At 66.2% G+C, this 12,571-nt stretch carries 15 protein-coding genes and 1 pseudogene; 7 read left to right on the plus strand and 9 right to left on the minus strand.

Annotated elements, in window-relative coordinates; translation table 11 throughout:
* The first annotated feature begins 1,162 nt into the window (after positions 1–1,162).
* Positions 1,163–1,291 (plus strand): hypothetical protein, encoded by a 129-nt coding sequence (locus ACFP2T_RS42590; protein WP_377432665.1) that lies wholly within the window; start codon positions 1,163–1,165, stop codon positions 1,289–1,291.
* A gap of 118 nt (positions 1,292–1,409) precedes the next feature.
* On the opposite strand, the gene ACFP2T_RS42595 is transcribed toward ACFP2T_RS42590, so the two are convergent.
* Positions 1,410–1,877 (minus strand): hypothetical protein, encoded by a 468-nt coding sequence (locus ACFP2T_RS42595; RefSeq protein ID WP_377432667.1) that lies wholly within the window; start codon positions 1,875–1,877, stop codon positions 1,410–1,412.
* A gap of 192 nt (positions 1,878–2,069) precedes the next feature.
* Complete coding sequence (locus ACFP2T_RS42600; RefSeq protein ID WP_377432669.1) at positions 2,070–2,489, minus strand: aldo/keto reductase; 420 nt, start codon at positions 2,487–2,489, stop codon at positions 2,070–2,072.
* Here ACFP2T_RS42600 and ACFP2T_RS42605 point away from each other — a divergent pair.
* Positions 2,488–3,186, plus strand: coding sequence for an IS6 family transposase (locus ACFP2T_RS42605; protein WP_377432671.1), 699 nt, complete (start codon positions 2,488–2,490; stop codon positions 3,184–3,186). The two genes, ACFP2T_RS42600 and ACFP2T_RS42605, sit on opposite strands and share 2 nt — an antisense overlap.
* Complete coding sequence (locus tag ACFP2T_RS42610; protein ID WP_377432673.1) at positions 3,183–3,377, plus strand: hypothetical protein; 195 nt, start codon at positions 3,183–3,185, stop codon at positions 3,375–3,377. Before ACFP2T_RS42605 ends, ACFP2T_RS42610 begins: the two co-directional genes overlap by 4 nt.
* A gap of 486 nt (positions 3,378–3,863) precedes the next feature.
* Here the strand turns inward: ACFP2T_RS42610 and ACFP2T_RS42615 are convergent, their stop codons facing one another.
* Both ACFP2T_RS42615 and ACFP2T_RS42620 read right to left on the minus strand, forming a co-directional pair.
* The gene (locus ACFP2T_RS42615; protein WP_377432675.1) at positions 3,864–4,589 is read right to left on the minus strand and encodes an ANTAR domain-containing protein; all 726 of its coding nucleotides are present in this window, start codon (positions 4,587–4,589) and stop codon (positions 3,864–3,866) included.
* Positions 4,590–4,626: 37 nt separating this feature from the next.
* Positions 4,627–5,343, minus strand: coding sequence for a GAF and ANTAR domain-containing protein (locus ACFP2T_RS42620; protein ID WP_377432677.1), 717 nt, complete (start codon positions 5,341–5,343; stop codon positions 4,627–4,629).
* A 281-nt stretch (positions 5,344–5,624) separates the two neighbouring features.
* Here ACFP2T_RS42620 and ACFP2T_RS42625 point away from each other — a divergent pair, with 281 nt between their 5' ends.
* The 3 genes from ACFP2T_RS42625 to ACFP2T_RS42635 all read left to right on the plus strand — a co-directional run bounded on the left by ACFP2T_RS42625 (position 5,625) and on the right by ACFP2T_RS42635 (position 7,876).
* Positions 5,625–6,017 (plus strand): STAS domain-containing protein, encoded by a 393-nt coding sequence (locus ACFP2T_RS42625; protein WP_377432679.1) that lies wholly within the window; start codon positions 5,625–5,627, stop codon positions 6,015–6,017.
* 364 nt (positions 6,018–6,381) lie between these two features.
* Positions 6,382–7,449 carry a fatty acid desaturase family protein gene (locus ACFP2T_RS42630; protein WP_377432681.1) on the plus strand — a complete coding sequence of 356 codons (1,068 nt, stop codon included), beginning with the start codon at positions 6,382–6,384 and terminating at the stop codon, positions 7,447–7,449.
* 49 nt (positions 7,450–7,498) lie between these two features.
* Entirely contained in the window at positions 7,499–7,876 is a 378-nt protein-coding gene (locus ACFP2T_RS42635) for a DUF5994 family protein (protein ID WP_377432683.1), read from the plus strand.
* Between the two features lie 905 nt (positions 7,877–8,781).
* Here ACFP2T_RS42635 and ACFP2T_RS42640 read toward each other — a convergent pair.
* From ACFP2T_RS42640 to ACFP2T_RS42655, 4 genes are all read right to left on the minus strand, one after another.
* A complete protein-coding gene (locus ACFP2T_RS42640) occupies positions 8,782–9,432 on the minus strand; it encodes a DUF3618 domain-containing protein (protein ID WP_377432685.1) in 651 nt (216 codons plus the stop codon).
* A complete protein-coding gene (locus tag ACFP2T_RS42645; protein ID WP_377432687.1) occupies positions 9,413–9,853 on the minus strand; it encodes a phage holin family protein in 441 nt (146 codons plus the stop codon). Before ACFP2T_RS42645 ends, ACFP2T_RS42640 begins: the two co-directional genes overlap by 20 nt.
* A 190-nt stretch (positions 9,854–10,043) precedes the next feature.
* A complete protein-coding gene (locus ACFP2T_RS42650) occupies positions 10,044–10,388 on the minus strand; it encodes a hypothetical protein (RefSeq protein WP_377432688.1) in 345 nt (114 codons plus the stop codon).
* 680 nt (positions 10,389–11,068) lie between these two features.
* Complete coding sequence (locus ACFP2T_RS42655) at positions 11,069–11,467, minus strand: hypothetical protein (RefSeq protein ID WP_377432690.1); 399 nt, start codon at positions 11,465–11,467, stop codon at positions 11,069–11,071.
* A gap of 202 nt (positions 11,468–11,669) precedes the next feature.
* Here ACFP2T_RS42655 and ACFP2T_RS42660 point away from each other — a divergent pair.
* A pseudogene (locus ACFP2T_RS42660) lies at positions 11,670–12,056 on the plus strand (helix-turn-helix domain-containing protein); the annotation flags it as partial.
* A 16-nt stretch (positions 12,057–12,072) separates the two neighbouring features.
* Here the strand turns inward: ACFP2T_RS42660 and ACFP2T_RS42665 are convergent.
* Positions 12,073–12,480, minus strand: coding sequence for an ATP-binding protein (locus tag ACFP2T_RS42665; protein WP_377432692.1), 408 nt, complete (start codon positions 12,478–12,480; stop codon positions 12,073–12,075).
* Between the last annotated feature and the right edge of the window lie 91 nt (positions 12,481–12,571).

The raw sequence follows: 12,571 nt of genomic DNA on the forward strand, positions 1-12,571 counted from the left end.
AAACCGAGGTGGTCCCGTTTCAGCCGGATCACAGTGCTCAGGATTCGAGCGGCGTTGACAGCCGTCCGGGCGGGCCAGCCGTCGCTGCTGCATGAGGTCGAGTTCGCCGGTGGCCCGGTCGGCGGCGGCGATGTGTCGGGCAGCCGCGTCCGGTGTGATCCTCTCCAGGAGGTAGTCCCGCAGGGTTTGTGGGAGCGGTTGTCACGGCAGATCGGCGTGGCGATGGAGCCGTGCAAGTCCAGCACACGGATCGCGGGTCGGCAGTCCGCGGGCTGACAACAGGGTAGGAGCGGCGGGCCCGGCGTTTGCGGGTGGTCCCGGACCCGCAGACCGCAGACCGTACTACAACGCCGACCTGGGCGGATGGACGAGCCAGGATCGTCACCTGTCCACCTCCGGGCTTGGGTAGGCCGAGGCTCTTCGACAACTCCGCCGCGACGGTCAGGCCCGGCATCCGGTCGGCGAGGTGCTGCGCCGCGTCGCGCTTGTCGGCACGGACGTCGTCCGGCGTTTGGCCGGCTGCGACGTGATGTTGAGCTCTGCTGGCTCCGATGCCGAGCAGGGCCCAGTGCGCCGCCTGGTCGGCGGGGATGCCTGCCTGCGGGTACTCCCGGGCGGCGCGGTACCACACCTGCGGGTCGTGGCCACCTCGGCGCAGCTCGGTGCGGAACCGATCCGCGTACCGGCTGAGCTCGCGTAGCAGACCCCTGCCGTGCCGGTACGGTGGGGGCGAACGCGGCGTGTTCGTCGTACGGCTCGCACGTTGGCCTTTGCGTATGCGCTGTCGATCCGGGCGTCCACGACGATTCCCACTGCTGGCACCGTTCGGTGTGGACTTGCGGTATCGATCTCCCCAGGACGCCCACCGACGAGCAGAGGGCTCCAAGGGCGGGCGGCCCCCCAGCCGTCGACCCGAGGGTCTACAAGCAGCGTCAGGCTTCATCAGCAAGATCGGTGGCGGCACCGTCGAGGAGGGCGTCATCGGGTATGGGCAGCGCAGCGCCGGGTCGTCCAACGCCGTCGTCGAGGAGTCCAGGGAGGCCGGCGAGGACGAGTACAGCGCTTCGGTCAGCCCTGAACAGCGCCGGCGTGGGTTACTCGCTGGGCATTTCGGAGACAGAGAAGTTCTGACCCGTACCCTCCTCGTCGAACGGAGATAGCTATGCTGGAAAACCTCGCCGTGGTCGGCGGCCCGAAGACGCCTGTCGCCACACCGGTGCTGATCGGCTTCTTCGTCCTCGTCGCGGTCGCCATGGTCGTGATCCTGTTCCTGCGCTCGCGCAACAAGTAGCACCGCACGATCCGGGCCGGCCGGGCCGCACCGGCCGTCCCGGCACACCCCAATGTGGACCGGCACATGCAGAAAGAGAACAGCCGCGGGCCGGGTGTGTGGCGCTGGTAACGCTCGTTCAGTAATGGGCGAGGATCTGCGTGACGGGATGACCAAGAAGAGCGGCGACATCGGCGAGTTCTGCGGCGTCAAGTTCGTATTTTTCGCGCGTCGGGTTCATGGCGCTCACCTCGAACCGTGCGAACCCCATCGGCCAGTCGTACCGGAGGGTGTCCAGCAGGACGACCGCACCGCAGCATGGCACGGCGACGTCCAGTCTCTCGAAGCCTTCGTCGTTCTCCTCGGCCAGGTCGTAGAGCCAACCCACGTCGCTTTCTCCGTCGCACCGCGAGCACCTGATCCGGGTAGTGTTCTCGCCAGCGTCGATCAGGGTTACTCGATCGTAGAACTCGTAGTCGACCTCTTCGACATCGTCAGCGGGGCCGGAGAACAGCCGAGCGACATAAGCTGCGGCCGCAGCGGCGGCGTCGGGGGTAGGCTGCCATTCCAGGTCAGTGGGAATCAATCGTATGTACCCATCGCTCACAACGCTCAGGATGTCTGATGCCGTTCGCGCAGGTTGCATCGGGTAGGCATGGACCGCACTCAACTCGGCACCTCCGGACGTCCACCGGTGCCGGCGCCGGTCACGGATCGTGACGACTTCGGGTGGGGTGGCGCACGGGCTGCGGCTACGAGAGTAAGCACTGGTGACGTCTCCAGAACGGAAACGACCTCCTCACGCAGCTGCGAGCTGTTCGTAGTCGTCGACGTCAAGCCTCAGGCTTGCGGCGGCGACATTCTCTTCCAGGTGTGCCTGGGAAGAGGTGCCGGGGATCGGCAGCATGACGGGCGAGCGGTGCAGAAGCCAGGCCAGCGTGACCTGTGTAGGGGTCGCGTGGAGCCGATTGGCGACGGCGGTGAGCGAGTCCGCGGCGCCGCCCCTTGTCATCGGCGCGACTGGAAGCCATGGGATGAAGGTGATCCCACGTTGTTCGCAGTGTTCGAGTACGTCCTCTGAGGCTCGGTCGGTGAGGTTGTAGCGGTTTTGAACGCTGACGATCGGAGTGATCTGCTCGGCCTCCCTGAGTTGGTCGACGGTGACTTGCGAGGGCTCTGTTGCGTCGCCGGTTGCGGGCCTGGGGCAGTGTTGACGCATGAAGCGATCGGGCCAGCGTCGTGCGTGGTCGCCGCCAGGGTCGGCGTTCGCCGGGTTCCGGTTTCCGGCTGAGGTGATCGTGGTCGCGGTCCGCTGGTACCTGCGATTCAACCTGTCCTACCGGGATGTGGAGGAACTGCTGGTCGAGCGGGGTGTCGAGGTCGACCACGTCACCGTGTACCGGTGGGTGCAACGCTTCACCCCGCTGCTGGCCGACGCCGCCCGGATCGCCCGCCACTCGCCTGGTGACCGGTGGTTCGTCGACGAGACCTACGTCAAGGTCAATGGTGTGTGGCGATACGTGTACCGGGCCGTCGATCAGACCGGGCAGGTCATCGATGTCCTCGTCTCGGCCCGGCGGGACGCCGCCGCGGCGCGACGGTTCTTCCAGCGGGCGCTGCGGATGCTGAAGGTGACACCCGTCGAGGTGGTCACCGATGCTGCCCCGGTCTACCCGGCGGTTCTCGACGAGCTTGTTCCGTCGGCCTGGCATCACGTCGAGCGGTACGTCAACAATCCGATCGAGGCCGACCACAGCCAGCTCAAGCATCGGTTACGGCCGATGCGTGGGTTACGGACCGGCGTCGCCAGGGGATGCGCCACCAGCACACCGGTGGCGCGGTCGGCGGCAAGCAGCACACGATCCCCGGCCACGAGCCGGCACCACCGCCGCACCGCCAACGGCAGAAGCAGGTGACCGCGATCGTCGATGCGGTGGACACCATCGGGGGTCGCACGGACCACGATCATCCCGGCCCGCTCGCGAACGTCCGCCGCACCCGCGAAGGACGCACCAAACGCGAGATCATGCGCAGCCTCAAGCGCTACATCAGCCGGCAACTCTTCCGGACCCGGAACAGCGCCCACTCAGCCACCAGCACCACTTGACAGCTATAGAAGCATCTCAGTGACTGGGTGGTGCAGCAGGCCCGCAACCTGATACTGGGCCTGGGAGAGCGAGCCAACCGGTTCCGGTTCCTGATCCGGGACCGGGATGCCAAGTACGCTTCCATGTTCGACACCGTGCTCCGGGTTGAGGGCATCGAGGTGCTCCGGACGCCGCCACAGGCGCCCCGCGCGAACGCGTTCGCGGAGCGCGTGGGTACGCACGGTCCGGCGGGAATGTCTGGACCGGATCCTGATGTACAACACGCGGCAACTGCTCGCCGTACTGGGCGAATACCTTGCGCACTACAACGGGATCGGCCGCATCAGGCCTGCGGGCAACGCTCACCTGATCGGGACAGCCTTCCGGCGAAGGTAGCTGATCTGGGTGCGGTGCGGGTCTGGCGAAGGAAGATGGTCCACGGGTTGATCAACGAGTACGAGCAAGCAGCGTAGTCGAAACCGAATTTTCGAACGGTACACGCTCTGTCAGCTGAAGTTGAGAAGGACGCTCTGGTCGACGACGATGGCGTGTGCGACGTCGGTGAGCTTCTTGTTGTTGCCCCGGGCGTAGGTGCGGATGACGGTGAACGCCTCATCGACGCTGATTTGGCGGGCTTGAGCGACGGCACCTTTCGCTTGTTCGATCACGATCCGGCTGTTCAGGGCGCCCTGTAGTTGCTCGGTCAGGACTTCGCCGCGGTGGATGGCGCGTTCCTGCAGCAACGCGATCGCGGCGATGTCCGCGAGGGACTGCACGATCGGCACGTCCGCACCGTCGAAGTCACCGCCCTGAGTGTCGCCGAAGACGTTCAACGCCCCGATGGTCTGGCTGCGTAGTCGCATCGGGAAGGCGTGTACGGACTGGAACCCGGTGGCCGTGGCGCGGGGGGCGAAGCGGGGCCACCGGGGGGCGGCTTCGCCGAGGTTCACGTTGATGACGGGCTGCCCAGTGCGGAACGCCTCCAGGCAGGGCCCCTCGCGGGTTTGCAGTTGGAACAGTTCGAGGAGTTTGACGTTCTCGTTGGAGCCTGCCATGAACTCGAGTCGGCCGTCCTTGCCGGCCAGGACCAGGCCGACGGCGGCGGCGCCGACCAGGTCGGCGGTCCGGTCGGTGAGCATGTGCAGGAACTCGAGCAGGTCGAACTCGTCGACCAGGGTGTCGGCGACCTCGACGAAGATCGTCGCGAGGCGTTCGGCGGAAACGGTGGTCATGCCTGCCTCCCGGCATCGATGCGTGAATACAACACGGTCATGGGCGATCTCGGTCGAACTGCAACCTGCGGGCCACGACGTCACGGGCGACATCACCCAGGCCGCGACCCTCGGCGTACGCGTAGGCCCGCATCCTTGCCATGGCCTCACTGAGTGTCCCTCCGATCTGCACCATCACCATGCCTTGGGCCTGGAACAGTTCCGCCCGGTAGCCGACCGCGTCGGCCACACCATCGTCGGTGTCGACGTCGCTGGTGGCTTCGTGCTGGTCGAGCAGGGCCTCCAGGGTGAGGTCGGCGAAGGTCATCGCGTCGCTGAGCTGATCCGCCGACAGTGCCCCGGGGTGATCGCGGAAAACGTCCAGGACGCCCAAACGGGCGGCGCCCATCTGGAGTGGGAACGCGAACACGGCTCGGACGCCGCTGTCGTGAGCGGCGGGACCGTACATCGGCCAGCGGGCCGCCGCGTCGTGGGCGAGGTCTGGGATCAGGACCGGGCGGCGGGAGTCGAAAGCATCGATGCAGGGACCTTCACCGAGGACGAACTGGAGTTCCTCGATCCGCTCGCTGTGTGGGTCGGAGGCCGCGCATACCCCGCGTACACCGTTGTCGGTCAACATGCTGATCCCGGTCCCGGACGCCGACAACGTTCGGGCGGCTGTCTGACACACCCGCTGGAGGTAGTCGGCGGTGCTGTGGGACCGGCCTGGCTGCGCCGCGATGAGATTCCTGATCGCGGTGACCCGGTCAGCCACGACGTACACCGGAGCAAAACAGCGGGTCGGTTCGGCGGCACAGCGTCGCCGTGGGAGTACCGGAAATGGGAACTGGCACGGCTACACCTCTGCGGCGGATGAAGTGACCGCCGGGGCTCGGGCAGTAGGACCGGATGGTCCGATCCTGCTGGAAGCCTACTCGCCCTGACGAATCTTGCAGATGCGTGCACCAGAAGCATCGGCCGGCTTGCCGGTAACCACGCCCCAGGGCATGATGCTTGATACGGCTCCAGGTGGTGGGCCGTTGCCCCGGACCCGGCATGACACACGCCACGCAAGGCGGGACCATGCCTCAAAACTCCGACGGCTTCTACCAGGAATCCGATCACGGTCTGACCCTCACCGCTCGCACTCTGCCCGGCGGTGATCGCCGTACCTACCTGTGCCTGGCCGGCGAGATCGACATTGCGTCATCTGCGGTCCTGTCCAAGGCCGTCGACTGGCTGACCGCGTTGGGGCCGGTCATTGTGCTGGTGGACCTCGCCGAGCTCACCTTCGCCTGCTCGACGCTATCCAACTTCGTCGTACGAGTCCGCCAATCGATGCCGGACGACGCCGAGCTCATCCTGTGGCGGGCCAGGCCGGCGACCGAATGGATGTTACGGGTCACCGACATGGCAACCATCGCCACTATCCGCGACGAGGCCCAGTGATGCCCCCACCGCACTCGTCTGAGTCCTTACCTGCCAAGTGCGGAATGAACCCATCCCTTGACATACGTCGTGCCAACCGAGGATGCGCGAGCGTCGGCCCGCATAAGTGATGCCCATAGTTGATTTTGACCTGACTCTTGGCGGACATCATTAGCTTGATCAGCCCTTTGCTCGCTGTCGGCAGCTCGGCCACGTCGTCGTTCGGCTCGGCATCATCGAGCACGCATCTGGCCTACGGCGCCGAAAGCGCTTACTGAGCAGGTGTTGCGATGGACTGGTAGGTACGTCGTTCTGATATGGACAAAAACTGGTGACGCTATGTGCCCACTGTTGCGCCACGAGTGAATGACCGGGAGGAAGAATTATGACAACCGTCGGTTCGGTCATCGACCGGCCTGCCAGCGCGGCGCGCGGTAGCGACTATGGGCAACTTCTGAAGCGCGTCAAGGACGATGGCCTATTGGACAGGAGGGCGGGCTACTACACATTCAAGATCACGGTGACCGTGCTGGCGTTCACCGGCGCGTGGGTGGCATTCGTGGTGATCGGTCCGTCCTGGTGGCAACTGGGTCTGGCCGCGTTGTTGGCGGTGCTGTACACCCAGGTCGCCTTCATCGGCCACGACGCCGGCCACAAGCAGATCTTCCGTACCAGGCGCGCGAATTACCTGCTCGGCGTGACACTGGGCAACCTGTGCGTCGGGCTGAGCTACGGGTGGTGGATCGACAAGCACAACCGTCACCACGCCCACCCCAACGAAGTCGGCAGCGATCCCGACATCGCACCAGGTGTGCTGGTCTTCACCGGGTGGCACGCCCCACTCCGCAGCAGGGTGGTCCGGCTCTGGCGGCGGCTACAGGCGTACATGTTCTTCCCGCTGCTGCTGCTCGAAGGACTGAACCTGCACGTTGCCAGCGTGCGGGCACTCGCCGGACCGACGGTCAGATCCCGCGCCTACCGGGCGACGGAGATCACATTGTTCGCCGTGCACACCGTGGGCTACCTGGCCATTGTGTTCCTGGTGCTCTCATCCTGGCAGGCAATCGCGTTCATCGCGGTTCACCAAGCCCTGTTCGGCCTCTACATGGGTTGCTCGTTTGCACCCAACCACAAGGGCATGCCCGTGCTGACGGCCGACGACGACCTGGACTACCTGCGTCGACAGGTGCTCACCTCCCGCAATATCCGCGGCGGCCGGCTGATGGACTTCCTCCTCGGCGGGTTGAACTACCAGATCGAACACCACCTGTTCCCGAACATGCCGCGGCCCAACCTGCGCCGCTCGCAGCACCTGGTCCGCCGGTTCTGCGCCGAGCACGACGTCAGCTACACCGAGACCGGTCTGTTCGCCTCGTACCGGCAGGTCCTGCGTCACCTACACCAGGTCGGACGCCCAGGCGCTGACCCCACGCCCCTTACACAGGACGGCTGACCATGCATACCGCCACGCCACGGGCCACCATGTCGCCGCGGTCACCGCCTTGCAACATCGACTGGTATTCGCCCCTGTCCGAGCCAGCCGGGCCGGTCTGGACGGCGGGTGGTGGCCCCGCTCCTGGGAGCCGGCCGAACTCCCCGGACTCGTCCTGACCCGGTCCAGCCGCTACGGGCGGATGCGGAACGTGATACTCAACGACGGCGTCCCTGAGCACGTATTTGGCCGCTGTGCTCGCGCTGAGCGCTATTGCCCCGACCACCGGCGAGCCCATCGGGGCGGCTCCGAACGCAGACCATCCCGGTGCATTCGGCACGTACGGACGCTCTCGCCCGTTGTGCCCCACCTCTGCAGGGCACACCCTGTACATCACCTCGGACCCAGATGCACAGGCGAGGAGTCCACCTTCCGTCAACGGGGCTGAGAAAGAACCGGGTTACCGAGCGGAATGGCGCGGGGGAGCGGTTTGGGCATCGAGCCGGGCAACTGGACCGGTTCCACTGTCAGCAGACGCACCGGCCATGCCCGAACGCGCACGACCGCTGACGTCGAGCCAGCAGCCGCGCTGGACATCATCTCCCAATGAACCCTCTTCGCACACGGAGGCCCCCGTCACCCCTGTCAGTATTCAGCGCCCTTACCGCAGCCCGCTCGGACGACTGACCACGGCGGAACGCCGGACGGCACTCGCGGCACCTGCGACATCCGAAGGATTCCTCGGCCTCTGGGTACAGATAGACCGGCCGGGGGATGCATGTCCGGGCACCAAGACCACCGCAAACTCGACTCGGAAATCGCCTTCCTCGCTCGCCCAAACGGGGCGCGGCTTACCAGATCACTGAGATCACCAGGATGAGAAACGCGGTGAGCACTAGTGATACCAGTAGTGAGCCAATGCATCCCAGGCGGTTGGAAAAGAACACGAACACAGCTGCTCCTGCCTCCGACTCGATCTGTCCTTGGGAACGCGATACCCGCCGTTCAGGACAGCCAGAGGGCGCCGACACTTTCAGGAGCGCCTACCACGAAATGCCGCTGGCCCGTCAGCGCACTACACGTCCTACGATCCCTAATACCCAGACCCAGGGGCGATTATCGCTCGGCCCGACGAGGCCCGCCCCGCTCGCCAGTGTTGCCGTGCGTCGATTCCGGATTCGAGGAGGTGACGCTGCCCTCCGCCCGCGCGGGGTGGTCGGTGTCGGGAGGGCTAGCGCTTCCTCGCGACCGGTCAGGGCGTCGATTCCGCGATGTTTCCGGGTTTGCCACCAGGGGGTGAGAGGCTGGAGAGCAGGCTGCGGATCGTTGCAGTTGTTGTGTGGCGTCGGTCGGTCACTTCAGAGGGCGGCGTCGAAAAGCCAAGATCGCAAGGGCGGCGGCGCAGACGGCGGCGGCGAGGACCGGTGGGGGTATGGCCCGCACCGAGCCGCCGATCTTGGTTGTCGCGGCGCGGGCGGAGGCGACCAGGGTCGACTCGGCCTTGCCGGTGGTCTGCGCGCTGGCTTTCGCCGAGTTGCGTACCGTGGCGGTCGCCTGTTGGGCCTTTTGTACGACCGGGTTGACAGGCTGAAGGGCCTTCTGGCTCATTGTGCGGGTCAGCTGCGTCGCTTTGGTCTTCGCCGACTGGCTGGCCTGGTTGACACGGTGTCCGAGTCCGCCGACGGCGGTGGTGGCCTTGGTGCGTGCACGGGCCTTGACGTCGGTCTTGGCGGTCAGGGCGGCCACGGTCTCGCCGAGTTCCCCGCGTGTCTGTTGAATGTCGCGCCGGGTCTGGTCCGGGTTACCGTTTCCCGATGGCGCGCTCATGGCTGCCTCCGGGTCGTTGCGCCACGTATCGCCTCGGTGTCGGCTCGGACACTGTCTCTGGTCGCGGTGGGCGTGGCGGGCATCGCCGTTGCGGCCCAGGTCGTCCTGGGTGTGCACGATGTTCGCTCGGATCTGGTCCTGGCCGGCGCTCACTGCGCTACCCCGATCGATGGTCATCCTGGCCCCTGACCGCACCAGAGGTTCGACGCAGCGTGCTGGTGGTCTGTGGCAGGGCCTTGAGACCGCGCATCCGTTGGCGTGCGACGGCGACCAGCACCCCCGCGATCAATGCCCAGATCGCCGCGACGATCAATGCCGCCCAGCCCTGGTCGATGGCGTTCGACAGTCCCCACCACATCGCGTAGGAGAGAAACAGCAACACCATGAAACCGCCGAGGGCCGCGGCACCGAACATGCCAGCGACCTTCGCCGCGCTGCCGATCTCGGTCCGCGCCTCGACCTTGGCCAGCTCGATCTCCTGACGGATCAGAGCCGACGTGTCCCGGGTGATCCCGCTGAGCAACGTACCGATGGAAGCCCTGCCCGGATCGCGTTCCCGTTCCGGAGCGGCGCTCGGTCCACTGGCCGCGCTGCTCATCGCGGACCGCCCGGTCGTGCCTGCACCGCCTCGCTCGTTTCGGTCCCTTGGGCCATCGCATTACTGCGGCCGTCGAACGGCACAGTCTGTCCGGCCGGGTCCGGCTGGTATGCGGAGGTGCTGCCCGGTTGGCCGCCCTGGCGGTGACCATCGCCGTGTTCGGCCGTCTCACCGCCGTCCTGCATGCCTCTCATGCTCTTGCCCAGCCCCGGCCGGCGAGGACCCCGGCGATTGCGGCGCCAGCGAGGAAGAGGCCCGGATTGCGTCGGGTGTAGTCGCGTACCTCGCTGACCACCGTCGCCGCTTCGCGCTGGTCCAGCCACTGCGCCGCCTGGTTTGCGCGGTCGGCCGCGTGCCGAACCAGATCGGTGGCAACGCCCTGCTGGCCGCTCTGCTCCGACATCGCCTGTAGCTCGTTGCCCAGAGCCCGTAGTCCTTCGGCCGCAGGATGCTGCTGAGCACCGGCCTGATCCTTGAGCTGGGCCGACGCCTGCTCCATCAACTCCTGTGCCTGCCGGCTGGCCTCGTGGGCCACGTCCCGACCCTGAGCCGCGGCGCTCTGCGCCAGCTGGCCCCCCGCTTGTGCAACCTGCTGGCCGGTCTGAGTGGCTCCCTGCTTGGCAGCCTGCGTCTTCGACCCTCCGCCGCTCTGCACCATGCCCGGCCCTCCGTCAACGCCGCAGGCCATCTAGCCCAACTGGCTGCGGCTACCCGCTATCTCCGCAAGTAGTCGGTCGCCGGCATCGGCATCGGTCATGCTTCCGGGTCACCGTACCGGCGCGGTCGTCAAGTGCATGGGTTGTAGCAGCCGCCGGTCGGCTTCTGAGATCGATCGGCCTGAAGCCGAGGATACGGGTGCATATCGAGGTGGATCAGTCAGAAACGCCTGCTCCTGGTGAAAGTGCCGAAGATCCCGCGGGCTGACGCAAGACCGGCGTCAGTCGAGGGAGGCGCGGCAGCGAGGTCGAGGTCGTGGTCGCCCGGGTAGAGCTCGTACCGCGCCTGCTTGCCGTCGGCGATTCAACAGCCATCCTCGCTGCCCCGCTAGATCCTGCAGGGCAGCCAGCGCGGACGTGACCCGCGCGGCACGATCGGATGTCCTAGATCCGCCCGCGACCTTATTCGTCACTCACGAGTCTGGCACGCAGGAGGCCTGTCGGGCGCCCGCCAGTCGTCGAAGCCAGAGCCGCGTCGCGATGAGCAGAGAATCGCTGGTCAGGTCGGCAGGTCGTCGCGCATCTGCTCAACCTGATCCTGTAGGCGGTTCACCGCGTCCTGGTCGTTGAGGAAGGTGCTGACACCGGCTGCGAATGCGATCGCGACCAGTACCGCCAGGATGCTGAGTACCAGGCCACCGATCGCGACGCTGTGGCCGGTAACCCCGGGCCGCCGGGCCATTCTCAGTCCGGCGACGCCCAAGACAACACCGATGATTCCGAGGATGAGCCCGACAACCGACAGGATCACCGTAAGCGAACTGATCAGGGCGGATACTCCGAAGACCAGGGCGAAGGTGGCCGCGGTGCTGGTCTTCGCCCCGGTTGCCCCACCGACGTCGTGCCGCGTCGCGTGCTGCGCACCGCGACCAGGGATGGGATGGTCAGCAGCGGACATAATGACCTCCTCCGCTAGAACGTGCTCCCCCCGCTATCCCCGATCCAATGGGATATATGCGGGCACCGACGCAACAACACGCAGATGCCCTTACTGCCATGAGGAACCTCATCCCTCTCGCAACCCGAACCCCCCGAGGCGCTGCTCGGGTCAGCTGTGTTGAAACACTGCTGTGCTGATCGAGTGCTGCGGAGGACTGTCAATACGCCATAATGAATCCTGCCGGGGGCAGGTGATCTCGGCGGCCCGCCCGGATTGGATCCTTCCAATCGCCGGACTGCAGACCGTCCAGTTCCGCCGCCTGGTCAGGCTGGTCGTCGAGCGTGGCGGGGAGGCGATCACTGACGGCCGACCAGGCCGGCAGTTGGCTCTCGACCTTGCCGACCGGGTGTTGCTGACAGCCGCGTACACGAATCTGACGATGCAGATGGGCCTGCTGTTCGGGATGCCGCGCCCACCGCACATCGGGTCATCAACACCGTCGGCTGCCTACTCGCCTGGCCCCGGTACACAGGGCAGAATCGACCAGATCACCATCGCTGATGGCACCCTGATCCCGACCTGGGACCATCGCCTGACCGCGCCGAGCATCGAATTGGTGATGTTCATAGTTCGGTAAGGTGTTGGGTGATGCGTAGCAGCACGTGATCGGGCGGCCCGGCGACGAAGGTGGCGGTGTCGGCGAGTGCGGCGATCAAGGGCAGTCCACGGCCGCCGACGGTCAGCGGGGCGGGGAGGTCGGCGTGCAGCCGGGCGCCATCGGGGGTGCTGCCGCGGTTGCCGACCTCGAGCAGACAGACGTCGTTGTCGATGATGATGATGGTGATGTCGACGGCGCTGTCAAGATCGGCGTGCATCACCGCGTTGGCGCATGCCTCGGTGATCAGTACGGCGAGGTGGCCACGGGCGTCCTCGGTGGCGTCGGTGAGGGTCAGCAGGGTGCTGAGTACATGGCGGGCGCGGGTCACGGAGGAGGGTTGCCGCGGGAGCGACAGCGTCATGCTCACCCGCATTGTGTAGCTCCTCCCGAGCCCGTGCGTGAACCGCCGGACTACTGGTCACACCTTAGGCGGATGCTCCGTTGTGATCAGGACTACCCGGGGT

The organism is Plantactinospora solaniradicis (assembly GCF_042658085.1).
Taxonomy (GTDB): Bacteria; Actinomycetota; Actinomycetes; order Mycobacteriales; family Micromonosporaceae; genus Plantactinospora; species Plantactinospora solaniradicis.

Coding starts and splice junctions, on each gene's coding strand:
- ACFP2T_RS42590 (WP_377432665.1), top strand. CDS start 1,163: ATGCTGGAAAACCTCGCCGTGGTCGGCGGCCCGAAGACGCCTGTCGCC.
- ACFP2T_RS42605 (WP_377432671.1), top strand. CDS start 2,488: ATGAAGCGATCGGGCCAGCGTCGTGCGTGGTCGCCGCCAGGGTCGGCG.
- ACFP2T_RS42600 (WP_377432669.1), bottom strand. CDS start 2,489: ATGCGTCAACACTGCCCCAGGCCCGCAACCGGCGACGCAACAGAGCCC.
- ACFP2T_RS42615 (WP_377432675.1), bottom strand. CDS start 4,589: ATGACCACCGTTTCCGCCGAACGCCTCGCGACGATCTTCGTCGAGGTC.
- ACFP2T_RS42625 (WP_377432679.1), top strand. CDS start 5,625: ATGACACACGCCACGCAAGGCGGGACCATGCCTCAAAACTCCGACGGC.
- ACFP2T_RS42630 (WP_377432681.1), top strand. CDS start 6,382: ATGACAACCGTCGGTTCGGTCATCGACCGGCCTGCCAGCGCGGCGCGC.
- ACFP2T_RS42640 (WP_377432685.1), bottom strand. CDS start 9,432: ATGACCATCGATCGGGGTAGCGCAGTGAGCGCCGGCCAGGACCAGATC.
- ACFP2T_RS42645 (WP_377432687.1), bottom strand. CDS start 9,853: ATGAGCAGCGCGGCCAGTGGACCGAGCGCCGCTCCGGAACGGGAACGC.
- ACFP2T_RS42655 (WP_377432690.1), bottom strand. CDS start 11,467: ATGTCCGCTGCTGACCATCCCATCCCTGGTCGCGGTGCGCAGCACGCG.
- ACFP2T_RS42665 (WP_377432692.1), bottom strand. CDS start 12,480: ATGCGGGTGAGCATGACGCTGTCGCTCCCGCGGCAACCCTCCTCCGTG.